Below are 26,816 nucleotides of genomic sequence, written 5' to 3'. Positions count from 1 at the left end.
TTAGCGACTCTAATTTCCTAATCCCTTTTTTTATTTCAAATAAAAAATATAATTTTTGAAAAAGTCAAGATGACTTCATATTATGTAATATTCTAATTAAAAGAAATATTATCAATATCAATAAGCAAGGAAGAAAATATTTTTTTGGAGTCACTTTTCCATTGGATAATAAATGGATTCTTTCTGATCAATTATGTTACAGGAATGAATCCTACCAAAGAAACATACTGTTTCAGATGTATGGTTTCAGAGGTTGGAAGTGTACGAAGCCATCATAAAGGAAAGACAACTTACGTTTATTTGAGTGGAAACGCCTATGAATATTCTTATATGACCAGAAGTTTTTGGATAGATTATAAAAGAATGCTGTTTAAAAATCAAGTTATTTATACCTTTGAAAGAGGTATTTTTGGTCTTAAAATCAGAAAAGATTTCGAATTTGCTTTCAATGAAAACTGTTTGGAAGAATAAAAAAGATTGTTGAATATATTCTACAAAAATATAATACAAAAGAGGTTATTTCTAAATGGAATGACCTCTTTATTTTTTAATAAAAAATGTATAATACACTCTCCTCTCCTATTTTCATTAAAAATTTCACATTAAACTCTCCTTAAAATCCACTTGATATATCACAACTTTATTGAATAATTAAATCATAAAGTATAACTTTGTATAAAACGAAATGAATTTTTATTCATTTTTAAACCCCACTTAATGTTAGAACTTGTACTATCTGCCATCATATTAGGATTTATGCTGAGCCTGGTTTTTATAGGACCTATTTTTTTCCTTTTAATAGAAACCAGCTTTTCCAGAGGCCCGAAACATGCACTTTCATTAGATCTTGGAGTGATTACTGCAGATTTATTATGTATTGTGGCAGCCTATTATGCCAGTACAGATATTGTAAGCTTAATTGATAAGCATCCCGGGTTTTACAGGATCACCTCTATTCTTATTTTTATCTATGGAATTGTGATGCTGGTTACCAAAACAAAGATGCACATGCCGGGTGAAGAAAGGATTATTGGTCAAAACTATTTTAAAACATTTTTCAATGGCTTTTTCTTTAATCTTTTAAATGTTGGAGTTATCCTTTTCTGGCTGGTAACGGTAATTTCCGTAAGGAATCAATATCCGGACACCAGCAGTTTTATTTTATACATCGGCATAGTACTGGCCACTTACCTTTCAATAGATCTTGCCAAGATATTTCTTGCCAAGCAATTTCACGATAAATTAACACAAAAACTGGCCAATCAAATCAGAAGAGTCGTTGGCTGTATTCTTATTGTCTTCAGTTTCTTTATCTTCCTGCAGAGTTTCAAAAAGTTCAATCAGTTTGAAAAACAGCTGGAGGAGGCAGAAAAGAAAGAAGTAAAATATCAAAAAACAAAATGAAAAAAATGATCTTTCCGAAGTCTCTTAAAAAAGGAGACAAAATAGCTGTTATTTCCCCTGCAGGAGCGGTAGATGCCTCTCAATTGGAAAAGGGAATTGAAATGATTAAAAATAAAGGTTTTGAACCCATTCTCGGAGAGCACCTTTATACCAAATTTTCAAACGGATACAATTATGCCGGAACAGAAAAGGAAAGAATACAAGATATCAACTGGGCTTTAAATGATAAAGATATCAGTGCTGTATGGGCTTCCAGAGGAGGCTATGGATGCCAGCATCTGATTCAGCATCTGAAATTGAAAAACTTTACAGAAAACCCGAAATGGTACATTGGATATTCCGATAATACAGTGATCCAAAGTTATCTGTTGAAAAAAGGTTTTGTATCCATTCACGGGCAAACCATCAAAACATCCAGTTTTGGTGTGACAGATGAAAGCTATGATCTGATTTTTGATACTCTGAAAGGTAAAAAGCCAAAATACACTCTAAAATCTCACCAATTGAATAAAGAAGGGAATATTGAAGGAGAATTGGTTGGAGGTAATTTAGCCCTTATTTATGCCCTTTTAGGAACCAAATATTCTTTCGACTTTAAAGATAAAATCTTGTTTATAGAAGATATTGGAGAAAACTTCTATGCACTGGACCGTATGATCATGAGTCTGGAACTGGCTGGAGTCTTCAATAAAATCAAAGGATTGATTGTTGGCGGAATGACCAATATGGGGGATGAAAAGGAAAATAAAAGTTATGAAGAAAGCTTCGATGAATTTGCTTACAGGTTAATCTCAGACAGAATTTTAAAATATAAATTTCCTGTGGTGTTTGCATTTCCAAATGGGCATATTAAAGACAACAGACCGCTTTTAATTGGTGCAGACGTTACAATGAAAGTAGGTGCTAAAGTAAAGATCGATTTTTAAAATATCACCACTCTCCTATCTCCAAACTCTTAAATACAGAATATGGCTCACCATAACGATTTTGGAAAAATAGCAGAAGATATGGCCGCTGATTATCTTCAGAAAAATGGGTATAAAATCCTGGTCAGAAACTTCCGTTTTCAGAAAGCTGAGATTGATATCATTGCTGAAAAAGATAATCTTATTATTGTAGTGGAAGTGAAAGCCAGATCTACGGATTTTTTTATTCTTCCTCAGGAAGCCGTTACCAAAACCAAGATAAAATCTATTGTTTCTGCAGCCAATCACTATTTGGAGGAATTTAATAAAGAGAACGAAGTCAGATTTGATATCATCTCCGTTCTTCCCGATGAAAATAAGAACTTAATTATTGACCATATCAAAGATGCTTTTCAGGCCTTTGATGCCAATTAATAAATCAATATTATGAAGACAATATTAATCACCGGAGCCACTTCCGGTATAGGTAAATCTACAGCAGAACTTCTTGCAAAACAAGGAAACAGAATTATTATCTGTGGAAGAAGAAATGAGGTGCTGGAAGCTGTAAAATCTGAGTTATCTCAATATACCGAAATATTTAGTTTAAAGTTTGATGTAAGGAATCTTGAAGAAGTTGAAACTGCCATCAATTCACTTCCGAAAAACTGGAAAGAGATTGATGTTCTGATCAATAATGCCGGTAATGCTCATGGATTAGATCCGCTGTCGGCTGGTAAGACAGATGACTGGGATTCTATGATTGACGGAAATGTAAAAGGCCTACTCTATGTTTCTAAAATGATTATCCCAATTATGAAAACTAAAAACTTAGGTCATGTTGTAAATATCAGTTCGGTTGCCGCAAGACAAACCTACGCCAATGGAGTAGTGTATTGTGCAACGAAAAAAGCAGTAGACGTTATTTCGGAAGGAATGAGACTGGAACTTACTGAGTTTGGTATCAAAGTAACCAATATTCAGCCGGGAGCTGTAGAAACAGATTTCTCCCTGGTAAGATTCAAAGGTGACAGTGATAAGGCTTCAACGGTATATGCAGGTTATGAACCTTTGAAGGCAGAAGATATTGCTGATGCCATTGCTTATTGCGTGAATGCCCCGAAACATGTTACCATTTCAGATATGACAATCTATCCAAGTGCACAGGCAGAGCCAAGAACGATTTATAGAAAATAGTCCAAAATAATGGATTAAATTTGCAGAAAATTAAAAGCAATCTTGCCTTTTGCAATGTTGCAGTTTAGCTTAAAACAAAAAAATGAAAATTCTATATCTTGAAACCTCTTCCAGGAACTGTTCGGTAGCTGTATCAGACAATGAGAAACTACTGTGTTTATGCGAAGAAGTTTCTGAAAACTATAAACAGTCTGAAAGTCTTCATACCTATGTGGAATGGGCTTTAGAAGGAGCTGGAATTTCACTTAAAGATATCGAAGCCGTTTCTTTAGGAAAAGGTCCGGGATCTTACACAGGTTTAAGAATCGGAGCGGCCTCCGCAAAAGGATTCTGTTATGGACTAAAAGTTCCTCTGGTAGCAGTAAACTCTCTTGAAAGCATAATAGAGCCTTTTTTAGGGAATAACTATGACTTTGTAGTGCCGTTAGTTGATGCGAGGAGAATGGAGGTGTATACAGCCGTTTACGAGGGCCATACGGGAAAAGAATTGTCACAGACCGAAGCTAAGATCTTAGATGAAACTTCATTTGAAGAATTCAAAGACAAAAAAGTATTGTTTGTAGGAGATGGGGCTAAAAAGGCGAAAGAGATAATGAATCTTCCAGATGCCGTTTTTAATGAAAATGTCTATCCATCTTCCCAATATCTTATCAGGAAGACACTGGAAAAAATAGAAAACAAGGAATTTGAAGATATGGCTTATTTTGAGCCTTTTTATCTCAAAGATTTCCATGGAGTAAAGAAAAAGAAAAGCGAAGAGTAAATCTTCGCTTTTTTATTTTATTGAGGTCTTTGCGGTATGCCGGACGGTGATTTATTTTCGTTTGCTTTTTTATCCTTTTGCTGGGAAGAATTGGTCTTTGACGGTGGAGTAGTACCTATATTCTGGGGCTGTAGTTCTACATTGTCAAGCTTTTGTACTTTTCCGTTATTCATTTGTGGAATACCAGTTCCGTTAGGCGTATTAGCAGGCTGGGAAGTATTCTCCCCAGGTTGTTGCTGAGGTATCGTATTTCCTTTATTGTCTGTTGCCTGGAAGCTTAGGTCACTTTTAAGATAATTCAGCATTTCTTTAGCTCTAACACCTTCAGCAGTTTTAGAATAATTCAGGGCAATCTGTTCAAGCTGCAGAATCATGACTTCTTTTCCACTGGATTTTCCTGCATTAAAAGCATTTAATAAATATAATTTAGGAACCAGTGCGTCTTTAGGAAACTTTTGAATAGTCTGATCTATGATATCCTTACTTTCCGCAAATTTTTCGGATTCAAACAGAGCATAGGCCTTTTTATATTCATTTTCAACTTCTTCAGTTGACTTTACAAAAGTCTTGTTTTTAGGATTTCTTGCAAATTCTGCATAGGAAGTATATGGATAATCTGTTAGTAGAATTTGTTTTGCTTTTTCAGATGCCTGTGGATTTTTCTCATAATTCATGGCAAAAATCTCATACAAAGCCTGAAGCATTATCTTTTCTTCCGGTTTTACATCTACAAGATCATATAGCGTTTTCGTAGCTAGGGGAGTGTTGGTAAAATAGTTCTGATACATGATTCCCAAACCTAAAGAAGCGGTGTCTCTGTCTTTTTTTAGCTGAGATAATTTACCTTGATCTGTAGGAATCTGTTCAATGTAATAAGCAGGCTCAAAACGTCTTGGATTAGGCGCAGAAGTTACTCCTAATGCTTCATTTTTCATATCCTCAATAGAAGACATTTTCTTTGAAAAACGCCAGTTATCAGCAAGTGCACGATCTCCCCATACTTGCTTAAATGTGGATGTTCCTTTACTTACTGTTCCGGTGTTGCTGAAGTAAAATGATTTTGTAGTTACTCCAAAATCTTCAAAAGCATTAGCAGATCCATTGGCAAAAATAGAATTGGCACTGTAATCTCCGGTATCAAATCCCTTGCTTCTTTCAGCACGTCTTCTTTCCTGTTCTTCTTTCTCTTCTTTAATTTTTAGTTTGGCAATATATTTCGTAAAATAGTCTGTTTTCTGTGTGTTATCCATTTTAGCCAAAGAAAGAATACTGTCATTCTTTTTAATCAGATAATAGTTTTTGGATATCTTTTTGATGTATTCAGACTGGTCTTTTAATAAGATTTTTGAAGGCTCATAAGTCATTACTGCAAGTGCAGAATCATAATAACTTCCTGCACCGATGTAATCATTCTTTTCCAGGTAGCTTTTTCCGATTTCATAATAAGCCAATCCACGGATCTGAGGGTCAGAAACCTTTTCAAACAGGGATTTTCTGAAGAACTGTTGTGCTTCATCTTTTTTTCCTGCTTTATTAGCCATTAAGCCTAAAGCATAGTAAAATTCATTCTTTCGGGATCCGTAAGTTCCCTTTTTACTGATACCTTCCAGGTAGTTTTTTGCTCCGGCATAATCGCCCTTGCCATTAAAAGTCTTGGCAATGGCAATCTGAGATTTTACTTCAAATTCAAAATCGTTAGCATATTTATAAGCCGCTGTATAGCTTTCTCTGGCTTTATCATTCTGTCCAAGATTTTCGAGAACCTGTCCTCTCAGGTAAGCAATTCTGCTCTTAAGCTTTCTGTTGCTGTTCAGTTCGAAAGCGTTATCAAGTTCTTTGGCAGCTTCTTCTTTTTTACCGGCATCAAGCAGAGATTCAGAGTAATAAATGCTCAACAGCTTTGCATAACTTTTATTAATGTCTTCTCCTTTCAGTTTGGCAAAAGTTTCATGCGCTCTGTGATAATCTTTGATTTTATCATAAGCCAGACCCTGATAAATTCTTGCCAATGGAAGTCTCTTATCATCTTTCATGTGGGTGAAAACATAATTAAGAGCATCCAGGGCTTCCAGTGATTTACCACGATAGATTCTTGCCTGGGCAAGGATCATATAAGCATCAAAAATAGTCTTGTTTTTTTCTTCACCATTTCTGGTTACAGAATATTTATTGATCGCTTTTAAAGCTTTTGCTTCTGCAATTTCAAGAGTAGTTGCTCCTTTGCCTTGTTCACCATCAGGTCTTGAAGGACCATTTCCTGAAGATTCTCCAGGCCTGGTGGGGACTCCGGAGTTACCTCTGCCCGAAGGTCTATTAGCTACTTCAGCCATTCTCATAGAGTTTTCGGCAAAAGCTTCTGACTGTCCAAGATCACTTCCTAAAGGTTGATCTTCATAGGTCAGAATAGGAATATAAGGTGCATAAAAATTGTCTTTATGCCCTTTATCTCTGGTTGTAAACTCACTGTTCAATGCGTCTTTTGCATTAAAAAGAGTGTTGTAGTATGTGGAAAATCCTTTCAATAGTTTTGATCGCTGCTCCGGCTTTTTTGTTTTGGTAGCACAGGAAGCAACAAGACATATCACTAAAAGGAATAATATATTCTTTTTCATTATTCAATATAACTCGCTAATCTTCTATTTATTATCAGCTGTTTGATGATTTTGTAAAAATAATAAAATTTTATAATGAATAATATTTATATTTCTTGTGGAAATATTTTATTTTTACTTTAACAGACATTCTAAACTTCAATAATTGATTAGCTCAGAGAGATTTCTTTCAATATTTTGTAAACAAGATGCGTAGGAAGTCCCATAATGGTATAAAAACTTCCTGTCATATTGATGATTTTTGCCATTCCCAGCCATTCCTGAATACCATAACTGCCTGCTTTGTCGAAAGGTTTATAGTTTTGAATGTAATAGTTGATTTCTTCGTCAGAAAGCTCATCAAGGGTAACGTCTGCTACATCAGTTTCTGTAAAAATTTTATTTGCAGTTTTGATGGTAATTCCCGTATAAACCTGGTGGGTTCTTCCCGAAAGGCTTCGAAGCATCTTGAACGCGTCGTCCTCATCTTTAGGTTTCCCAAGGATCACACCGTCAACAGCTACTACTGTATCTGCGGTTAAAAGAACTTCATTAGCTTCCAAACTTCTAAAAGCATCAGCTTTTAAATCAGAAAGATAAGCGGCAGCTTCATCTATCTTGATATTTTCCGGAATAATTTCTTCACAGTCTATTTTTACGACTTCAAATTCAAAACCCAGGCTGGAAAGTAGTTCTTTTCTTCTTGGCGATTGTGATGCTAAAAGTAATTTCATCCCGTTCATTATACAGATTGAGTATTATCGTCATGCCAGTTCCCCTGAACCTTCATCACTTGTTCAATGACATCACGCACTGCGCCTGTTCCTCCTTTTTTAGGGGAAATATAATCGGAGATCCCTTTTACTTCTGGAACTGCATTTTCAGGACACGCTGCAATAGCTGAACTTTCCATAATATGAATATCCGGAAGATCATCTCCCATAGTCAGAATTTCTTCATTTTTAAGATTATATTTTTTCTTAAAATTCTCAAAATCTTCAATTTTATTGTGAGACTTCGGATAATAATCCTGGATTCCCAGATAATTGATTCTGTGCTTTACCATTTCATCATTTCCTCCTGTAATAACACCTATCAGATAATTATTTTTTAATGCTTTCACTACTGCATAGCCATCCAGTACATTCATTACCCTGCACATATTTCCTCCGGGAAGAAGATAAACACTTCCGTCTGTAAAAACTCCGTCTACATCAAATACAAATGCTTTAATATCTTTTAATTTCTCTTTATAACTCATACATTTTCTGAATAGAATGATTCATTGTTTTATAAATTTCGAGACTTTCGTCTTTTAATAACTCTTCATGCAGTTGTAAGATCCGTACATCATTTCTCACTGCAGGTCCGGTCTGTGCCTGCTTAGGCTCAATTTCATAAATTTTTTGCACTGTTTCATCAATCAGCGGTAAAAAATAATCAAAAGGAATTTCCTGAGAATCTGAAATTTCTTTAGCTCTTGAAAAAAGATGATTCACAAAATTACAGGCGAAAACTGCTGTCAAATGAATATATTTTCTTTTTTCATGGCTGCTTTCCATTACCTTTTCTGAAATCTTCGAAGCAAGATCGAATAATATTTTCTGATCCTCCTCATTTTCTGCCTCTACAAAAAACGGTATTTTTTCATATTCCAGTTCTTTGGATTTTGAGAAAGTCTGTAAAGGGTAGAAGCTGGATTTCCTGTATTCCCCGGAAAGCGCTTCTTTTGGAAGGGATCCCGATGTATGGGCTACCAAACTGTCTTTTTTGGTAATGATCTTCGAAACTTCTTCCACAGAATTATCACTTACACAGATGATATAAAGATCAGCCTCTTCCAGATGCTCTGTGGAATAAGGAATGTGCAATTCTTCAGAAATTTTACTTAATTCTTTTTCGTTCCTGCCAAAAATCTGGGCCAGGGGAATACTTTTCAAAGTGAAAGCTTTTGCCATGTGATAGGCAACATTTCCGGAACCGATTATTACAATTTGCATATAACAAATATAAGATTTTAAGATGAGCCTGAAAAGGAAGAGGTTTTAGAAATATGATCCCTCCATATAGGCACGTTTATTGCGTAAGTGTCTCATAATATTAATTTTTAATCTGAAAATTGAATTTTTAATTTAACTTTCAGTTATTTTTGTAATCCAAAACAGTGAAAGCATCTTATGAAGATTAAGGACGCGGAGATTATTTCGTTGATGCAGAATCCACGGACCCAGGATAAGGGAGTCCGTGCCTTGATGGATGCCTATCAAAGCAGATTGTACTGGCACATAAGAAGAATTATTGTGGATGGAGATCTTGCACAAGATACTTTGCAGGAGACTTTTATTAAAGCATATCAGAATTTTCATCAGTTCAAAAATGATAGCCAGTTATATACCTGGTTGTACAGAATCGCTACCAACGAAGCACTACAGCAGGTTAATAAAATGAAGAAAATGCAGAAAACGGATGAAGATCCGGAGTATCACATGCAGAATCTTGTTGCTGATAACACAGAAGGAGATGCTGAGGAAATACAGATTTTACTGCAGAATGCTATACAGAGCCTGCCCGAAAAGCAGAAACTGGTATTTATGATGAGGTATTATGATGATTTGCCCTATGAAGAGATATCAAAAATTGTAGATATGTCTGTAGGGACTTTGAAAACAAATTATCATTATGCCAAACAGAAAATAGAAGAGTATATTAAAGAAAATTACGAAAGATAATTTTTGACCCAACAGAGATGAAAGAGTTCGACATAGAAAAACTAGAGCGTAAAAACATTTACACAGTTCCTGATAATATGTTTGAAAATATTCAGGAGAACGTTATGAATGATATAAAGACAAGTAAAAAAGCACCTGTCTTTAATCTGAATTGGATGTATGCTGCAGCGGCATCACTCGCTTTGATCTTTGGAGCAACCTATGTTTTCAATTCAGATAATGATTCTGTGGAGCAAACACTGAATGCTAAAACGGAATATGCTGTCAATAATGAAGAACCAAAGACAGAGAGCGAGAAGGCTTATGAAACTTTAAAATCTGATTTAACTTCTGTTGAAAATAATAATCAAACAGTTGAAAATCAAAATTATAAAAATGTTTATGCTTCTAAAGGTGTAGATGAATCTGAAAAAATATCAGAGACACCAAAACCGGTAAAAGCAACACCCAAAAAAGATGAAACACAAATGAATGAGTATCTGGACTCGTTTTCTAACACTGAAATTGCAGAGTTAGCAAGTAATTCGACCCAAGACGTTTATTTGGATATATATAATTAAAAAGAGATGAAAAAGATATTATTTGCGTTTTTGATTATTTACGGCTTTGGCTTAAATGCCCAGAGGACGGATTATGACTGGAAGAAAATGGATCCTAAGCAAAGGAAAGAAGTCATCAATAATCTTTCTCCGGAAGAGAGAAAAGACCTCCTCAAGAAATTCAGGAATAATATGATCATGGAAAGTCTGAATGTAGACCCTGGTGATAAAGCTGAGTTTACTCAATTGTATAATGAATATCTGGAAAGCCAGAAGCAGATAAAAAGTCAGTTTAACTCAAGCTTTGATCCTGAAACCTTAACGGATGATGAAGCAAAAGCTAAATTACAGCAAAGCTTTGAAGTAGGACAAAAGCTACTGGATAACAGAAAAAAATACGCAGAAAAAATGCAGCAGGTGATTCCCTGCCAAAAAGTGCTGAAGTTGTTTCAGTCTGAGAAAATGATGAAAGATAAAATGGATGAAAGAAGACCTCACGGAAACCATGACAATAACACTTCAGTACCTAAACAAAACCCATAATAGTTTATTTTTTTAATGTTGGACGGCTCTCACAGATCTTTTTGTGAGAGCCGTTTGATTTAAATAATGTATTACATGATTACGAAAATTAAATAAATTCATACAATAAGATAATGAAAGACAATAATCTCTCGCTTTTTTTTATCTTTGCAAATTACAAGATTCTTAAATGAAAAACATACGAAATTTTTGCATAATCGCTCATATCGACCACGGTAAAAGTACCCTGGCAGACCGTCTATTGGAGTATACGAATACCGTTACCCAAAGAGAATTACAGTCTCAGACGCTTGATGATATGGATTTGGAGAAAGAACGTGGGATTACAATCAAGTCGCATGCGATCCAGATGGATTATGAGTATAAAGGAGAAAAATATATCTTAAACCTTATTGATACACCGGGACACGTTGACTTTTCTTATGAAGTTTCCCGTTCTATTGCTGCCTGCGAAGGTGCTCTTCTTATTGTAGATGCTGCACAGAGTATTCAGGCGCAAACAATCAGTAACCTGTATCTGGCATTGGAAAATGATTTGACAATCATTCCGATTTTGAATAAAATTGACCTTCCATCTGCAAATCCTGAAGAAGTAACCGATGAGATTATGAATCTGATCGGATGCGAATATGAAGATGTATTAAGAGTTTCCGGAAAAACAGGAGAAGGTGTTCATCATCTTTTAGAGCAGATTGTTGAAAGAATTCCTGCTCCGGTAGGAAATCCTGACGGTCCGCTTCAGGCTTTGATTTTTGACTCTGTATACAACCCGTTCAGAGGAATTGAAGCGTATTTCAAAGTAGTGAACGGAAGTATTACTAAAAATGAAAAGATCAAATTCTTTGCTACAGGGAAAGAATATGGAGCTGATGAAGTAGGTACTCTGAAACTGAAACAGGTTCCAAAGAAAACTATCCAGTGTGGTGATGTAGGATATCTGGTTTCCGGTATTAAAGATGCCCGTGAAGTAAAAGTAGGAGATACCATCACTTCTTTTGAAAATCCTGCTGATGGACCAATTGATGGATTCGAAGAAGTAAAACCAATGGTATTTGCCGGGATTTACCCAATTGATTCCGAAGACTTTGAAGAATTAAGATTCTCTCTTGAAAAATTAAGACTGAATGATGCTTCTCTGGTTTTCGAGCCGGAAAGTTCTGCAGCACTTGGATTTGGTTTCCGTTGTGGATTCTTAGGAATGCTTCACATGGAAATTGTTCAGGAACGTCTTGACAGAGAGTTCAATATGAACGTGATCACAACAGTACCGAACGTTTCTTATTTTGGTTATACTAAAAAAGAACCTGAAGTTCCTATTTTGATCAACAACCCATCTGAAATGATGGATCCTTCAACGATGGACAGAGTAGAAGAACCTTTCATTAAGGCTTCTATCATTACAAAATCCGATTTCGTAGGAGCAGTAATGACTTTATGTATCGAAAAGAGAGGTGAAATTGTTAATCAGAGTTATCTGACATCAGAAAGAGTAGAATTGATTTTCAATATGCCGCTTGCTGAGGTTGTATTCGATTTCTATGACAGACTGAAATCAATCTCTAAAGGATATGCTTCATTCGATTATCACCCAATCGGATTCAGAGCTTCCAAGCTTGTAAAAATGGATATCCTGATCAATGGTGATATGGTAGATGCATTATCTTCATTGATTCACGATTCTAATGCTTACTACATCGGTAAAAGAATGTGTGAGAAGCTTCGTGAGCTGATCCCTAGACAACAGTTTGATATTGCTGTTCAGGCTGCATTAGGAACGAAAGTTATCGCAAGAGAGACTATTAAAGCTCTAAGAAAAGACGTTACCGCAAAATGTTACGGAGGAGATATTTCCAGAAAGCGTAAGCTATTGGAAAAGCAGAAAGAAGGTAAGAAGAAAATGAAGCAGATTGGTAGAGTAGAAGTACCACAATCAGCATTTATGGCTGTATTAAAGCTAAATGATTAATTTTTAATTTATTATAAAACAAAAACCGCTTCGTCAGAAGCGGTTTTTTTATGAATCTATTTTTTACGGGTATATTTTATTTCCATTGTTTTATACTCTTTTCCTGTTTTAGAATCAGGGCCATACATTTCCAGCTTTTGAGTATTATCATCTACAAAGGTGAATACTTCACTGAAATCACAATCCTTTCCAGGTCTTGAAGGATCTGTCATTTTTCCTTTAAATTCAACCGATTTTGTGGAAGGATTCCAATCTCCTTCACTATGCATAATTCCGGTTCCCATATTGTCAATCCAAGTACTGACAAACTTCTTCTTTGAATTATCATATCCTACAATGCTCATCCCTTCAAAAGGCATTCCCATAAAGTCACCTTTGTGATTAGTGATCTGATAACGTCCGCCAAACATCATTTTATTAATGGCTTCGGATTTACTCATCATAGGTTTTGCTCCATTTTCCATCCACATGGACGTTTCTCCGTTCCATGTTCCATCAGATTTTGCAAGCATTTTTTGCATTTCCCCCGGAGTTGAGTATGCCATCCAGTCTTTCATGGCCGTTGCTGAATCTACAGGTTTCCACTCAGAATTTGAAGCCGTAGAATCTGTTTTATCAGAACCGGCAGAAGCTGTTGTTTTTCCTTTCTCACAAGCTATTAATAAAAAAGCTACAGAAAGAATTGTTAATAAATTTTTCATAATTGTTTAGTTTTAAGAATGTTATAATGATAACTTAAAGATAGGAACTTTTATTATAACTTAAATTATTTTTTAATACAGGCATAAATCGTAACTTTGTGTATTCGTAACGCAAATCAATTTATGGAGTCTCCAAAAAAATTACAGAATATAAAAGTGGCTGTAGATGCCGTTATTTTCGGATATTTTGACAAAAAAGATCTTCAGATCCTTCTGATTAAAAGAAATATTGAACCTTTTAAAGGAGGCTGGGCATTACCAGGTGGACTTGTTCTTGATGATGAAAGTGTAGATGATGCGGTAAAAAGAGAACTCTATGAAGAGGCAGGTATAAAGCCCGATTTTTTGGAGCAATTGTATACATTTGGTAATCTTGGCCGTGACCCAAGGAACAGAGTGGTTTCTGTGGCCTATCTGGGACTTGTGAACCCTTCTTATCATGAACTGTTTGCTGATTCGGATGCGGAAGATGCACAATGGTTCAGTATTAATAAACTTCCTTCAGTAGCTTTTGATCATAAAACAATCATTGAAACTGCTTTAAAAAGACTTCGCACGAAAATTCAGTACCAGCCGATCGGCTTCAATCTTCTCAATGAAGAATTCCCTTTTTCAGATCTTGAAAATCTTTATAAAACGATTGTAGGACAGGAAATTGATAGAAGAAATTTCCGTAAAAAAATCATGAGCTATGGTCTTCTTAACGAAACCAATAACGTTAAAAAAGAAGGCAGCGGCAGGCCCGGAAAACTTTTTACATTCAATAAAGAAAAATACAAAGAGCTTGAAGAACAGGGTTTTTATTTTGAAATAAAATAGTTATATCTAAACACAAATTTCACGAATAATTTAGCACTAATGTTCACAAATATCTTGGAGCAAAAAGTATCAGAATATATTCAATCAATAGGAACGGGCTTTAGCCCGTTTTTTATACCATATCATTCAATTGGCTTTCGCCTAAACACATCAAATTTGTGTCATTAGTGATCAAAATTTGTGATATTAGTGTTTACTGAAATTAAATTTTTATCACTGTAAATCAATTAGTTAAATTTATTAGTGTAAAATCAACACAAATAAATTTGGTTAATAAAATCATATTCCTTTAAATTTGTGTCAAAATAACGCAATCATGAAATACACCCTACAAAATATTACAGAACGTTTTCAGAAGAAGGAAAAGATCAAGTTTCTCTTTTTCTGGGGACACACCGCAAAGGATATGGTTACCAAATCATGTTTCAGTCAATGGTTTCCGGGAAGTTTTGAAGAAAACGGAATTACTTATAAAACAGCAGAACATTATATGATGGCAGGAAAAGCCAGATTATTTAATGATCCTGAAACAGAAAAGGAAATCTTAAGTGCAAATACTCCCAATCAGGCAAAAGCTTTGGGCAGAAAAGTAAAAAACTTTGATCCAAAACTTTGGGATGAGCATAAATATCAAATTGTAACCCAGGGAAATTTCCTGAAGTTCTCTCAAAATCAGAAATTTAAAGACTTTCTTTTGTCAGCCGGAGATAAAGTTCTCGTAGAGGCAAGTCCTTATGATAAGATCTGGGGAATTGGAATGCTGGAAACAGATAACAGAGCCAAAAATCCTTTATTATGGAACGGAGAAAACCTTTTAGGATTTGCTTTGATGGAAGTAAGAGATGAATTAAGAAGGTAGAAACACAAACCAAACACAGAATATTAATTATGGAAAAAACAGAATTGAACCCACAGATATTCCTGATTGAAAATTTTCTGACTGAAACGGAATGTGATCATTACATCAGTCTTTCTCAGGAAAAGGTTTTTGAAGAAGCAAAAATCAATGTATTTGGACGCCAGCAGATGAATAAGGGAATCAGAAATAATGACCGACTGATGATTTTTGATACAACAATCGCTGAAGAGCTTTTCAAAAGGGCTGCAGTATTTATACCTCAGGAACACGATGGATATCAGCTTCTTAACTTTAATGAAATGTTTAGGGCTTATAAATATGCTCCCGGGCAACAGTTCAAAATGCACAGAGACGGAAGTTATATCAGAAATGAAAAAGAGAAAAGCTTTTACACCTTTATGATCTATCTGAATGATGATTTTGAAGGAGGAGAAACAGAATTTGAAAACCTGTTTACAGTCGTTCCAAAGAAAGGGACCGCCCTTGTTTTTCATCATCCGTTAAGACACGAAGGAAAAACACTGATCAGTGGATTGAAATATGTTTTGAGAACAGATGTAATGTATTCAAAAGTATAAATCACCATAAAAGAGAAAGGCATTACTATGTCTTGTTTGATTAGTGTAATATTAACACAAATAAAAATTTTTGATCATGGAAGATGAATTAAAACCCAGATTTATCGAATCATTACAAAGAAATAATGATCAGATCAGAGAAGACCGCGCAAAAATCATCGGAGCAGATTCCGAACTGATTTACAGGCGCAGAGTGGAAGATATCGAATTAAAAATTAAAAAACTCGAGCGCGAACAGGAAGGGCTTATTGATATCAGTCCTTTAGACAGAAACAGTCTGACTTTTGCGGATTTTAATCCCGAAGCATTCGTTCAGAAAGATATGGAATTATCATTAACAATCAGAAATCTGAATATTCAGCTCGAAGTAACTCAAAAGAGATTTGAATATTTATTTGGAAAAACATTGTAGTCATGGGAAGTACAAGATACGATTTAGACGCTCGTTATGACAGAGCAAGCAAAGCAGGTTACGGAACAAAATCCGCGGGAGAAATTTTCACCCAGAATGCCAAAAGAATGGCTCATGAATCTATGAATCCTCACGGAATTTCTTTCAGAGAATCCAGAGATTCGGAAGTTCATCCTCATTCGGTTCCTATTATTTTAGGATTGGATGTTACCGGAAGTATGGGACATATTCCTCACGAACTGATCAGAGAGGGGTTGCCCAAATTAATGGGCGGAATTATTCAGGGCGGTGTTCCTGATCCAGCCTTATTATTCCTTGGAATTGGAGATCATGAATGTGATGGTTATCCCCTTCAGGTGGGACAATTCGAGTCAGGAGATGAAGAACTGGATATGTGGCTTACTAGAACTTATATTGAATCCGGAGGCGGCGGAAATGCGGGTGAAAGCTATCTTTTAGCTTGGTATTTTGCTGCATTCCATACCAGAACAGATGCTTTTGAAAAAAGAGGGCAAAAAGGATTGCTGTTTACCGTAGGCGATGAACCGTGTTTAAAAACACTTTCTGCATCAGCTATCAGAGAAATTATGGGAAAAGGTCAGCAAACCTACACACATTTTGAACTGCTGGAAGAAGCAAAGAAAAAATACGAAGTATATCACATTAGTGTTTTGCATTCCGATCAGGCATTGAGATCAGACAGAGGCTGGAAAGAGTTATTGGGTCAAAACTGTGTATCGATAGCGGATCACAGAGAAATTCCCAACGTTATCAAAGGAATCATCTGTGATAAATTTAAAAATCAAAGTTTCGGAACAACAGGAACGGGAGGTTTAGATCGGTTTCAAATGCTTTAGAAGTCTGGAATTATCATTAGAAATGTTGTGATTAAGGATTTAAAAAAATAAAAGGACATGAAAAAGGCGCAAATAGTAATAGGACTTGGTTTTGGTGACGAAGGAAAAGGAGTAACCACAGATTTTCTGGCTTCTCAGCATCCGGAAGCAGTTGTAATCAGGTTTTCAGGAGGACAGCAGGCAGCACATACTGTAATGATTGATGAAAAAAAGCATGTGCATTCCAGTTTTGCGAGCGGTGCACTTCGGGGTCTGCCTTCTTACTTCACCGAGCATTGTACCATTCATCCGGTTTTTCTATTGAATGAAAGAGAAGAGCTAAAGGCAAAGAATGGAAATGTGGAGCTGCATATTCATCCCTTGGCGAAAATCACAACTCCCTTTGATGTATGGCAAAACAGAACGAATGCCCGCAATCTTGAACATGGAACGTGTGGAAAAGGAGTAGGTGCTACGATGAAAAGAAACGAAAGTCCTTATAAATTATTTGCCATAGACCTCATAGCACCCAAAGAAATGCTGATAGAAAAACTTAAAGGAATTGCCTATTACTATGGTTTTGCAGATGAAAATGAGATCACAGAACTTTTACAGCCTTTTTTAGATGCCATTAAAGCAATTAACTGGAAAATAAATGATTATAACTACCTGGCTTCGTTCAATCATCTTATTTTTGAAGGAAGTCAGGGTATTTTACTCGATATGGATCACGGCGTTTTTCCCAATGTGACCTATGCACATACTACATCAAAAAATGCCTGCGAGATCTGTAGGCTTTTAAAAATTGAAGACATTGAAATGTACTATGTGACAAGAAGCTACTCAACCCGCCACGGAAGCGGCTGGATGAGCAATGAAAAAGAAATGAATCTGAGAAATAATGAAGAAGAAACCTGTACATTTAATGAGTATCAGAAAGAATTCAGAACCGGGGAAATAGATTACAAACTGCTTAATTATGCCTTAAAGCTTGATGGAGCGTATGTATTCCCGACTAAAAAGAATTTAGTTGTTACCTGTCTGGATCAGATTGATGAACAATTTAAACTGGAAAACCTTGAGGTTGAATTTAATGCTGTTTACGGATCTTATTCTCCGTATTCAAAAGATTTTAAACAGCTTTTTAATTTCTAAAGAAGAAGACAATAAAATAATAAAAGCATTAATTTTATATTTAATAATAGAAAAGAATAACCATGAAAACAATACAATATATAAAGGGAGATGCTACCCGTCCTCATGCAGAAGGAAATAAAATAATTGCTCATATCTGTAACGATATAGGAGGTTGGGGAAAAGGCTTTGTAACGGCTATTTCTAAAAGATGGAGACAGCCGGAAAAAGAGTACAGGGAATGGTTTAAAAATAAAGAAGGTTTTGATCTTGGCGAAATTCAGATTATCCGGACAGAAGAAGATATTTGGGTTTGTAATATGATTGCTCAGCATAAGATCATTACTCATTCAGATGTTCCACCTATTAGATATGACGCAGTAGAAGAATGTTTATTAAAACTTGCTCATGAAGCTTCACTACAAAAAGCTTCAGTACATATGCCAAGAATAGGATGTGGACTGGCAGGAGGAAAATGGGAAGAAATAGAACCTATTATTGAAAGAACATTACTTGCAAATGATTTGGAAGTGTATGTGTATGATTTTGAATAAAAAATGAAAAGCATGAAAACAACAACATTATATAGACCAGTAGGAGAAAAAGAAATGATTCTAATCTTAGAAAGCGGATTTAAAGAATTTCCTCCCAGATTAGATTGGCAGCCCATTTTTTATCCCGTTCTTAATGAAGAATATGCTTCTGAGATTGCAGAAAAATGGAATACCAGAGATGAAGCAGGAAACTATCTTGGTTTTGTAACCCAATTTGAAGTGCAGGAAGAAGTGGCAGATCAATATCCTGCACAGAATGTAGGAGCCATAAACCACAACGAACTATGGGTTCCATCAGAAGAATTGGATGGTTTTAATAAAGCAATTGTAGGAAATATCAAAGTAACCCAAGTATTTATAGGAGATCATTTTGAAAAAGCTGCAAATACTGAACTGGAAGAACTGATGTTGAACATTAAAAAACTAACTATGACAAATAAAGGAATGGCAAAAGATACCTTAGATATCCTAGCCAAAAAATATTATATCAACGAACATAACGAAAAAATAAATATAGAAAACGAACTGGAAATCTGTAAAAAAGAAACCGTTCTTTTCACTCCGGAACAACTTTCTGAAATGAAAGAATCTTCGATGCCGGAAGCCAGTTTTGAAACAAAAATTGAAACCTGGAAATGCAGTTCTTTAAAAGCAATTTTACAATTAGCTGAAGAAGAAAATCAGGAAAAGATCATGTGTCTGAACTTTGCATCAGCAAAAAACCCCGGAGGAGGATTTATCAATGGAGCAGAAGCACAGGAAGAAAGCCTGGCAAGAACTTCAGGTTTATATGAAAGCTTACTTCAGGCATGGGATTATTACACGATTCACCGTGCAATGGAATCCTGTTTTTATACTGATACAATGATTTATAGCCCTAAAGTTCCCGTTTTCAGGAAAGATAAGGGAGAATTGCTTCCTAAACCTGTTCTGTGTAATTTCATCACCTCTCCGGCAGTTAATGCGGGAGTGGTAAAACGTCAGGAACCGGAAAGAGCACATGAAATCCTTGATGCAATGGACCTCAGAATGGATAAAATGCTTTCGCTAGCTTTACAACAAGGAAATGAAGTCCTGATTTTAGGCGCTTGGGGATGTGGTGTTTTTAAAAATGATCCAAAAGAAATTGCAGGATTATTCAGGAAGCATCTTCAGGGAAAATACAAGAATAAATTTAAAAGAGTGGTTTTTGCAGTACTTACCAAAAAAGAAGAAATGCTGAAACCATTTGAAGAGATACAATGAATATCAAATTAAGAAAGTATAAAGAACAACTCCAGGAATGGCCTCAACAAGGCTATCACATCATGGCTCAATATGATGATGAGAAAATTGTAGTGTATCAGTCTTATAGAAAAGAAATTGGAGAATTTGCAGTTAAAAATCAATTCTTAGGCGGAGGTTTCAGCCTCGAAAGAATGACTTGGATAAAGCCAAATTTTCTTTGGATGATGTATAGAAATGGCTGGGGTAGAAAAGAAGGTCAGGAAAGTGTTTTGGCTATTCATTTGAAGAGAGAAGCTTTTATAAAATATCTGGAAAATTCTGTATATTCTTCTTACAATACAGGTTTTGGGATTGCCAGAGATGAATGGCAGAAGCAGATAAAAGAATCTTCAGTGAGATTGCAGTGGGATCCGGATCATGATCCTTTTGGAAATAAACTGGAAAGAAGAGCCATACAGATTGGTTTACGGAATGAATTTATTAGGACTTTTGCTAAGGATGATATTCTTCTGATTGAAAATATTTCAGATTTTGTGGCAGAACAATATCAGTTTGTATTGAACGATGATCTAGATAATCTGATTGTTCCTGAAGAAAAGCCGCTATTATTTGATGATGAGGTTTTAAATAAAAAACTCAACTTAAGATAAAAGAATTTTTAAAAAGTGAAAAAAAATAATTTCAGATTTGTAGATCAACCTGAAGATCCTAATGTAGGATTAACAATTGAGGAAATTGCTTTTCTTCAGAAAGAATTGAATCTGCAGTTTCCTGAAAATTATATTTATTATCTTCAGAATGCAGGGAAAAGATCAAATGTCTTTCCGGTGGAATATGATATTGTAAAGCTGAAGAAATATCAGAAACAATTAAAAGAGACTTTGAAGAAAAGAGACTTGTTAAGTACGGAAAGTCTTTTTTGTTTCCAGTATAATATTGATTACGAACCTCTGGTTGGACAGGATTTTGAAATCTTTTATTTTTTTAATTTATCTGATCCAAAATCTCCTGACCTGTATGTTTTTGGAGATTTTATCACAAATTTTGACAGGCAGGGATATGATAAAGAGCTTAATAATAAAGAAAATTTTGTAGATTTTATTAACTATAAAACGAAAGAAAAATTTGGACCAAATCAACTGAAAAAAATAGGAAAGATTCTTTTAGGCATCTTGCTGACCCCTGTTTATATAATCTTACTAATCATTGTTGCATTCCAAGTTTTAATAGAAAAAATTAAAAACCAATGAAAAAACTAACCATATTAAGCGGCGCAGGAATCAGTGCCGAAAGCGGAATAAAAACCTTCAGAGACGGAGATGGGCTCTGGGAAAATCATAATGTAACAGATGTGGCAAGTCCGGAAGGATGGCGAAAAGACAGAGCTTTGGTATTGGAATTTTACAACCAAAGAAGACGCCAGTTGCATGAAGTACAGCCCAACGAAGCTCATCAATTACTGGCGGAGCTGGAAAAACATTTTGAGGTACAGATCATTACCCAGAATATTGATGATCTTCATGAAAGAGCTGGATCTACCAATATCCTTCATATCCACGGAGAACTGTTCAAGTCATGTTCTTGCAATAATAAAAACATGATTTATGAACAAAAAGAAGATATCAATATCGGTGACAAAGCTGAAGATGGGGCACAATTAAGGCCTTTTATCGTTTGGTTCGGAGAAGATGTTCCTTTGTATCAGACAGCAAAAGAAATTGTAAAAGAAGCGGATATTCTATTGGTAATCGGAACTTCTTTGCAGGTTTATCCCGCTGCCGGACTGATTCATGACATCAAAGATGATTGTCTTTTAATCGTCATCAATCCTAATGAAACAGGATTTGGATACGGACAGAGAGCCGTTGTAATGAAAGAAACAGCCACTCAAGGGATGAAATTATTGTTTGATAAATTAGTCAATTTAGCCTGATGGAAAACAAAGTAAAAGCCGGAATTATGGGTGTCTGCATTGGAGATGCTCTTGGTGTTCCGGTGGAATTTAAGAAAAGAGAAGACTTAAAACGTTCTCCGGTAACAAAAATGCTGGAATACATGTCCTGGAACCAGCCCAAAGGAACGTGGAGTGATGATAGCTCTCTTACACTTTGTCTTGCAGAAGAAATTACTAAAGGTTATGATCTGGAAAAGATCGGACAAAGCTTTGTCAAATGGAATAAATATGGTCATTGGACAGCCCATGGAAGACTTTTCGATATCGGAGGAACGACAAGACATGCCTTAGCAAGATTAATCAAAGGTGAAAGTGCTAAGTTTTCAGGAAATATTTTTGAAGAAGACAACGGGAATGGTTCTTTAATGAGAATTCTTCCTATTGCTTTTTATCTTGAAAATGAAAATGATGTTCAGAAACTCTATCTGACGGTAAAAGAAGTCTCAGCAATAACTCACGGGCATTTCCGTTCTGTTTTTGCCTGTTTCATCTATGTTATTTTTGCTATTCAATTGTTGAAAGGGAAGAGCAAAAGAGAAGCATATGCTTATACACAAAAAATTGCATTAGATTATGCTGAAAAACAGGGATTTAATCCAATTGAAATTGAACTTTTCGGAAGAATTCTAAAAAATGATATTTCCCAATATCCTGAAGATGAAATTAAGAGCGGAGGATATGTCCTTCACAGCCTGGAAGCTTCTCTATGGTGCTTTCTCAACTCCGAAAGTTATTCTGAAGCAGTTTTAAAAGCAGTAAATTTGGGAGAAGATACAGATACAACAGGAGCCATCACCGGAGGAATTGCAGGAATTTATTATGGATATGAAAATATTCCGCAAGAATGGGTTGCTGAGCTGGTGAGAAAGGATGATATTGAAGCATTGTGTGAGAAACTGCATCAAAAATTAATGAATTAAAAAACAAACCATGAACGAAATAGAAAAGAAAAAAATAAGTAAATTTTTAAGCCTGATCTTGAGGCATCAGCCGGAAAGTATAGGCCTTACACTGGATGAAAACGGTTGGGCACATGTAGAAGAGCTGAGAGCGAAATCAGCCAAAAGAAGAATATATTTTACTCCCGAAGAATTAGATGAGGTAGTAGAAACCAACAATAAAAAACGTTTTGCTTTTAACGAAGATAAAACGAAGATCAGAGCAAGTCAGGGACATTCTATTGATATCGATCTGGATTTGGAAGCCAAACAACCTCCTGAATTTCTGTATCATGGAACGGCAGAAGGAAATATCTCTTCCATTTTAGAGAAAGGAATTGAAAAAAGAGCACGCCAGCATGTACACTTAAGTGCTGATAAAGAGACCGCTACAAAGGTCGGGATGAGACACGGTAAACCTGTGATTCTCACCATCAGAACCGGAACGATGCACCAGGAAGGATTATCTTTCTACCAGTCTGCAAACGGAGTTTGGCTCACAGATTTTGTAGACGCAAAATATATTTCAAAGTAATATGAGCAGAACATTAGTCATAGGAGACATTCACGGAGGATTTAAAGCTTTAAAAGAGGTTCTTGAAAGAGCAAGCGTGACACAAAATGATCAGCTGATTTTTCTCGGAGATTATGTAGACGGGTGGAGTGAGTCTTCACAAATCATTCAGTTCTTAATCGAACTTTCCGAAAAACAAAAATGTATTTTCATCAAAGGAAATCATGATGCATGGTGCGAAGACTGGTTGACATTGGGACAAAAACCCGATGTATGGCTTTTCAACGGAGGAAAAAACACCATAGAAAGCTATGTTGATTACTCCCTTGAAGAGTTGGATATTCATCTCGAATTCTTTCAAAGGATGAAAAATTATCATATTGATGATCAGAACAGGCTGTTTATTCATGCAGGATATGCCTCCATGCACGGGCCGGAAAAAGAAGTTTATTCCAGCAATTACCGTTGGGACAGAACGCTCTGGGAAACCGCTGTAGCAATGGATAAAAAATTACAGAGAAACTCAGAATTATATCCTAAAAGGCTGCTTTTGTACAAAGAAATATTCATCGGGCATACTCCCACTCTTGAAATTGGAATTAAAATACCGGCCAATAAGGCCAATATCTGGAATATGGATACCGGAGCAGCTTATACCGGATCTTTATCCATCATGGATATTGATACCAAACAATTCTGGCAAAGTGATCCACTTCCATCCTTGTACCCCAATGAAAATGGAAGAAATTAAAAGACGAGAGAATAAACCTCACAGAGTAATAATACCTGTGAGGTTTTTATTTTAAAAACAATTTCGCTTATTCGCCCTTTCACAAAAGATGATTAATTTTAAAGTCTGAAAATATGACTTCAATGAAACTGAAATATCTTTTATTCACCCTGAGTTCTACTTTGTTTTTGGCTCAGAAATCATTTCAGACCCCTTTTGAAAAAGGAAATGGCAACCAGACGGTTACCTATGATGAAATGAACAGCTACTATCAGGATCTATCCAAAAATTTCAATACCATTCAATACCTTAAAAAAGGAGAAGATGACAATGGGAAACCCATTTATGTAGTGGTTTATAACCCTTTTCCTGAAAAAGATCTTGATAAATTAAGAAAAGACAAAGCCATTCTCTTTGTCAATAACGGTATTCACCCTGGGGAACCAGACGGAATAGATGCCACCATGATGTTAATGAGAGATCTTGCTGTCAAGAAAATCAAAACTCCACAGAATTTTATCATTGCCGCAATTTCCGCTTATAATGTAAGTGGAATGCTGAACAGAGGTTCCTATTCCAGAGCCAATCAAAACGGTCCGGAACAGTATGGTTTCAGGGGAAATACAAGAAATTATGACCTGAACAGAGATTTTATCAAGGCAGATTCTAAAAATGCAAGAAGCTTTCAGGAAATCTATCAATGGTTAAAACCGGATGTTTTCATAGATAACCATGTAAGCAACGGAGCAGATTATCAATATACATTCACCTATATTTCTACCTTTAAAGAGCGTCTTGGAAATATCCTCGGAAATTATTTCTATAATGATTATCAGGCTAAAAACCTTGAGGATATGAAGAAATTAGGCTATGAAAGTACTCCTTATGTCAATATTCACGGAGATGTTCCCGAAGTAGGGTTTGCTTCATTTGAAGACTCTCCGAGATACTCTACAGGATATATGTCTCTTTTCAATTCTTTAGGAACCGTTCCCGAAACCCATATGCTGAAGCCTTATGACAAAAGAGTAGATGCTACTTACAAATATATGCTGGTCAACCTGCAGAATTTAGATAAAGACTATCAGAAAGTAAAGCAGCTTCGCATTGAAAATTTAAAACAATATCAGGCAGGAAAACAATACGGCATCCGTTGGAAAATAGATTCTACAAAGTTCTCTACGATGGATTTTAAAGGATATGAAGGAAAATATAAACCCAGTGAAGTTTCAGGAAAGCCAAGGCTCTATTATGATAGAAACAAGCCCTTTACCAAGAATATAAAACTCTTTACTACTGCTGTTCCTACAGGATATATTACCATTCCGAAGTATTATGTGATTCCACAGTCACAGTACCGTGTGATTGAAGAATTTAAAAGAAATAAAATTCAGATGAAACCGACACAGAAAGACAGCACGATGGCGGTGGAGTCCTATAATATCAAAGACTTTAAAACCGTTAAAAACCCTTACGAAGGGCATTATCTGCATTTTGAAACTGCGGTTGATGCTTCCCATAAAAATATGACATTTGCAGCAGGAGACTACCTCGTTTCTACCAATCAGGCTGGTGTAAAATATATTATAGAAACCCTTGAACCTGAAGCGTTAGATTCATTTTTCAACTGGAATTTCTTTGATGGAATTCTCGCTCAGAAAGAATATTATTCTGCCTATATTTTCGAAGACACAGCAGCTGAACTCTTGAAAAAAGACAAAAAACTGAAAGACGCTTTTGAAGCAGCTAAAGCATCAGATAAAAAATTGTCTGAAGATGGAGATGCACAGTTAGACTGGGTGTACAGACATTCCCCTTATTTTGAAGAAAAAACATTCAGACAGTATCCTGTTTACAGAGTGTTGTAAATTATTGATATTGAATAAATAAACTAAAAAAGACGTTTCCATCGAAACGTCTTTTTAATTATCTTGGTAAGCCTCTCTTCAAGGCAATTTCTGCTCTTTTAACGGCCATTTTCTCTTTCCAGTCCATGTAACTCTTTTTGAAATTAGACTTCATAATATCGTCAAATTTACGCTGTACCGTAAGATTCCAAAGAGAGTGTGCTTTTACCGCCCATGATTTGTCCCATGCTCTTAGAGAAATAGAGAAACTTCCGTCCAGATATTTCATCCAGTGCCACCATCCTGTAGGCATGAATAATGTATCACCATGCTCAAGATAGCACTCAATTCCTTCTACACCATCCAGCGCCGGGAATTTTGTGAAGTCTGGATTTTCAATATCATAATCTTCCAGTGCATAAGTTGCATAAGGTATCTGGTAAAGTCTTTCTCTCCATTTGTAATCAAAAAGAAGAATGTGTTTTCTTCCGTTAAAGTGAGTGTGGAAGATATGAGCCATATCAATATCAAAGTGAAGGAACGTTACAGATCCTTTTCCACCAAAGAACATATTGGGATATTTATCCAGAAAGCCACCCATTAATTTTTTGGGAGAAATATAATCATCCAAAAGCTTAGGAGCATATTTTATTGGATCAAAAAGAAATATTCTGAGGTCAGTAGGCTCACGTTGTATAAGATCTATATAATCTCCAAACTTCATTTTTGCGGCAGCAGCATTGATGGGAGCAGAGGGATCTGCTTTTGAGCTGTCATATAGCGGAACTTCCACATCTCCTACAACCTCCTTCATATATTCCATCGTCCATTTTTGGTAAGCCGGCCAGTTTTTTGCCATATTCCTGATGACAACGGGCCTTCTTGGCTTCAGATATTTTTCGTAGAATTCTTCTTTCGAAATGTCTTCTACAACATCTATAGGCTTTAAAATAATTCCCATTTTATAAATTTTATGTTACAAAATTATTAAATATATATTTATGGAATAGGGTTTAATTTTTTTTTAATCTATGATTCAAATCAGATTTTACTATCTAGTCTAAATAAGAATTTTA

31 protein-coding genes are annotated in these 26,816 nt (G+C 35.6%); 25 read left to right on the top strand and 6 right to left on the bottom strand.

Going from position 1 to position 26,816, the window contains the following annotated elements; all coding sequences use genetic code 11:
* Positions 1–144 precede the first annotated feature (144 nt).
* The 6 genes from CQ046_RS11245 (at position 145) to tsaB (ending at position 4,269) form a co-directional block, all read left to right on the top strand.
* Positions 145–471 carry a hypothetical protein gene (locus tag CQ046_RS11245; protein WP_123906608.1) on the top strand — a complete coding sequence of 109 codons (327 nt, stop codon included), beginning with the start codon at positions 145–147 and terminating at the stop codon, positions 469–471.
* A 246-nt stretch (positions 472–717) separates the two neighbouring features.
* Positions 718–1,404 carry a LysE family translocator gene (locus CQ046_RS11240; RefSeq protein ID WP_105702325.1) on the top strand — a complete coding sequence of 229 codons (687 nt, stop codon included), beginning with the start codon at positions 718–720 and terminating at the stop codon, positions 1,402–1,404.
* Positions 1,401–2,330, top strand: a complete 930-nt coding sequence (locus CQ046_RS11235; protein ID WP_105702324.1) for an LD-carboxypeptidase — start codon at positions 1,401–1,403, stop codon at positions 2,328–2,330. The genes CQ046_RS11240 and CQ046_RS11235 overlap by 4 nt, the downstream gene beginning before the upstream one ends.
* Positions 2,331–2,372: 42 nt before the next feature.
* Complete coding sequence (locus CQ046_RS11230; RefSeq protein WP_105702323.1) at positions 2,373–2,744, top strand: YraN family protein; 372 nt, start codon at positions 2,373–2,375, stop codon at positions 2,742–2,744.
* Between the two features lie 12 nt (positions 2,745–2,756).
* On the top strand, positions 2,757–3,506 hold the full coding sequence (locus CQ046_RS11225) for an SDR family NAD(P)-dependent oxidoreductase (RefSeq protein ID WP_105702322.1): 750 nt from the start codon (positions 2,757–2,759) through the stop codon (positions 3,504–3,506).
* Between the two features lie 82 nt (positions 3,507–3,588).
* A complete protein-coding gene (gene tsaB / locus CQ046_RS11220) occupies positions 3,589–4,269 on the top strand; it encodes a tRNA (adenosine(37)-N6)-threonylcarbamoyltransferase complex dimerization subunit type 1 TsaB (protein WP_105702321.1) in 681 nt (226 codons plus the stop codon).
* Between the two features lie 17 nt (positions 4,270–4,286).
* On the opposite strand, the gene CQ046_RS11215 is transcribed toward tsaB, so the two are convergent.
* From CQ046_RS11215 to CQ046_RS11200, 4 genes are all read right to left on the bottom strand, one after another.
* Entirely contained in the window at positions 4,287–6,881 is a 2,595-nt protein-coding gene (locus CQ046_RS11215) for a tetratricopeptide repeat protein (RefSeq protein WP_105702320.1), read from the bottom strand.
* A 149-nt stretch (positions 6,882–7,030) separates the two neighbouring features.
* On the bottom strand, positions 7,031–7,594 hold the full coding sequence (locus CQ046_RS11210; protein WP_105702333.1) for a Maf family protein: 564 nt from the start codon (positions 7,592–7,594) through the stop codon (positions 7,031–7,033).
* A gap of 8 nt (positions 7,595–7,602) precedes the next feature.
* Positions 7,603–8,121 (bottom strand): KdsC family phosphatase, encoded by a 519-nt coding sequence (locus tag CQ046_RS11205; RefSeq protein ID WP_105702319.1) that lies wholly within the window; start codon positions 8,119–8,121, stop codon positions 7,603–7,605.
* A complete protein-coding gene (locus CQ046_RS11200; protein WP_105702318.1) occupies positions 8,111–8,860 on the bottom strand; it encodes a Rossmann-like and DUF2520 domain-containing protein in 750 nt (249 codons plus the stop codon). Before CQ046_RS11200 ends, CQ046_RS11205 begins: the two co-directional genes overlap by 11 nt.
* 177 nt (positions 8,861–9,037) lie before the next feature.
* On the opposite strand from CQ046_RS11200, the gene CQ046_RS11195 reads away from it, so the two are divergent.
* From CQ046_RS11195 to lepA, 4 genes are all read left to right on the top strand, one after another.
* Complete coding sequence (locus CQ046_RS11195; RefSeq protein ID WP_105702317.1) at positions 9,038–9,589, top strand: RNA polymerase sigma factor; 552 nt, start codon at positions 9,038–9,040, stop codon at positions 9,587–9,589.
* Positions 9,590–9,606: 17 nt separating this feature from the next.
* Positions 9,607–10,149 carry a hypothetical protein gene (locus tag CQ046_RS11190; protein ID WP_105702316.1) on the top strand — a complete coding sequence of 181 codons (543 nt, stop codon included), beginning with the start codon at positions 9,607–9,609 and terminating at the stop codon, positions 10,147–10,149.
* 6 nt (positions 10,150–10,155) lie between these two features.
* Positions 10,156–10,671 carry a hypothetical protein gene (locus CQ046_RS11185; RefSeq protein WP_105702315.1) on the top strand — a complete coding sequence of 172 codons (516 nt, stop codon included), beginning with the start codon at positions 10,156–10,158 and terminating at the stop codon, positions 10,669–10,671.
* A 169-nt stretch (positions 10,672–10,840) separates the two neighbouring features.
* A complete protein-coding gene (gene lepA / locus CQ046_RS11180; protein WP_105702314.1) occupies positions 10,841–12,637 on the top strand; it encodes a translation elongation factor 4 in 1,797 nt (598 codons plus the stop codon).
* A gap of 56 nt (positions 12,638–12,693) precedes the next feature.
* Here the strand turns inward: lepA and CQ046_RS11175 are convergent, their stop codons facing one another.
* Positions 12,694–13,338: a DUF1579 domain-containing protein gene (locus CQ046_RS11175; RefSeq protein WP_105702313.1), complete on the bottom strand. Its 645-nt coding sequence runs from the start codon at positions 13,336–13,338 to the stop codon at positions 12,694–12,696.
* Between the two features lie 123 nt (positions 13,339–13,461).
* Between CQ046_RS11175 and CQ046_RS11170 the strand changes: the two genes are divergently transcribed.
* The 15 genes from CQ046_RS11170 (at position 13,462) to CQ046_RS11095 (ending at position 25,761) form a co-directional block, all read left to right on the top strand.
* Entirely contained in the window at positions 13,462–14,157 is a 696-nt protein-coding gene (locus tag CQ046_RS11170; RefSeq protein WP_105702312.1) for an NUDIX hydrolase, read from the top strand.
* Positions 14,158–14,473: 316 nt separating this feature from the next.
* On the top strand, positions 14,474–15,016 hold the full coding sequence (locus CQ046_RS11165) for an NADAR family protein (protein WP_105702311.1): 543 nt from the start codon (positions 14,474–14,476) through the stop codon (positions 15,014–15,016).
* Positions 15,017–15,045: 29 nt separating this feature from the next.
* Positions 15,046–15,594 carry a 2OG-Fe(II) oxygenase gene (locus tag CQ046_RS11160; protein ID WP_105702310.1) on the top strand — a complete coding sequence of 183 codons (549 nt, stop codon included), beginning with the start codon at positions 15,046–15,048 and terminating at the stop codon, positions 15,592–15,594.
* A 76-nt stretch (positions 15,595–15,670) separates the two neighbouring features.
* On the top strand, positions 15,671–16,006 hold the full coding sequence (locus CQ046_RS11155; RefSeq protein WP_105702309.1) for a hypothetical protein: 336 nt from the start codon (positions 15,671–15,673) through the stop codon (positions 16,004–16,006).
* 2 nt (positions 16,007–16,008) lie between these two features.
* On the top strand, positions 16,009–16,863 hold the full coding sequence (locus CQ046_RS11150; RefSeq protein ID WP_105702308.1) for a hypothetical protein: 855 nt from the start codon (positions 16,009–16,011) through the stop codon (positions 16,861–16,863).
* 57 nt (positions 16,864–16,920) lie between these two features.
* Positions 16,921–17,997, top strand: coding sequence for an adenylosuccinate synthetase (locus tag CQ046_RS11145; RefSeq protein WP_105702307.1), 1,077 nt, complete (start codon positions 16,921–16,923; stop codon positions 17,995–17,997).
* A gap of 62 nt (positions 17,998–18,059) precedes the next feature.
* A complete protein-coding gene (locus tag CQ046_RS11140) occupies positions 18,060–18,530 on the top strand; it encodes a macro domain-containing protein (protein WP_105702306.1) in 471 nt (156 codons plus the stop codon).
* Positions 18,531–18,542: 12 nt separating this feature from the next.
* On the top strand, positions 18,543–19,775 hold the full coding sequence (locus tag CQ046_RS11130; protein WP_228406931.1) for a TIGR02452 family protein: 1,233 nt from the start codon (positions 18,543–18,545) through the stop codon (positions 19,773–19,775).
* The gene (locus tag CQ046_RS11125) at positions 19,772–20,407 is read left to right on the top strand and encodes a DUF4291 domain-containing protein (RefSeq protein WP_105702305.1); all 636 of its coding nucleotides are present in this window, start codon (positions 19,772–19,774) and stop codon (positions 20,405–20,407) included. Before CQ046_RS11130 ends, CQ046_RS11125 begins: the two co-directional genes overlap by 4 nt.
* Positions 20,408–20,422: 15 nt before the next feature.
* Positions 20,423–21,007 carry a hypothetical protein gene (locus CQ046_RS11120; protein ID WP_105702304.1) on the top strand — a complete coding sequence of 195 codons (585 nt, stop codon included), beginning with the start codon at positions 20,423–20,425 and terminating at the stop codon, positions 21,005–21,007.
* Entirely contained in the window at positions 21,004–21,690 is a 687-nt protein-coding gene (locus CQ046_RS11115; RefSeq protein ID WP_105702303.1) for an SIR2 family NAD-dependent protein deacylase, read from the top strand. Before CQ046_RS11120 ends, CQ046_RS11115 begins: the two co-directional genes overlap by 4 nt.
* Positions 21,690–22,631, top strand: a complete 942-nt coding sequence (locus tag CQ046_RS11110) for an ADP-ribosylglycohydrolase family protein (protein WP_105702302.1) — start codon at positions 21,690–21,692, stop codon at positions 22,629–22,631. Before CQ046_RS11115 ends, CQ046_RS11110 begins: the two co-directional genes overlap by 1 nt.
* A 10-nt stretch (positions 22,632–22,641) precedes the next feature.
* The gene (locus tag CQ046_RS11105; protein WP_105702301.1) at positions 22,642–23,184 is read left to right on the top strand and encodes an RNA 2'-phosphotransferase; all 543 of its coding nucleotides are present in this window, start codon (positions 22,642–22,644) and stop codon (positions 23,182–23,184) included.
* A gap of 1 nt (position 23,185) precedes the next feature.
* Entirely contained in the window at positions 23,186–23,914 is a 729-nt protein-coding gene (locus tag CQ046_RS11100; RefSeq protein WP_105702300.1) for a metallophosphoesterase family protein, read from the top strand.
* Positions 23,915–24,036: 122 nt separating this feature from the next.
* The gene (locus CQ046_RS11095) at positions 24,037–25,761 is read left to right on the top strand and encodes a hypothetical protein (protein ID WP_105702299.1); all 1,725 of its coding nucleotides are present in this window, start codon (positions 24,037–24,039) and stop codon (positions 25,759–25,761) included.
* Between the two features lie 58 nt (positions 25,762–25,819).
* Here the strand turns inward: CQ046_RS11095 and CQ046_RS11090 are convergent, their stop codons facing one another.
* A complete protein-coding gene (locus CQ046_RS11090; protein WP_105702298.1) occupies positions 25,820–26,701 on the bottom strand; it encodes a cupin-like domain-containing protein in 882 nt (293 codons plus the stop codon).
* Positions 26,702–26,816: the final 115 nt, after the last annotated feature.

It is taken from the genome of Chryseobacterium sp. MYb7 (assembly GCF_002979455.1).
Classification (GTDB): Bacteria; Bacteroidota; Bacteroidia; order Flavobacteriales; family Weeksellaceae; genus Chryseobacterium.
Note: the sequence above shows the minus strand (reverse complement) of the source record. Positions and strands in the feature narration are given on the sequence as shown.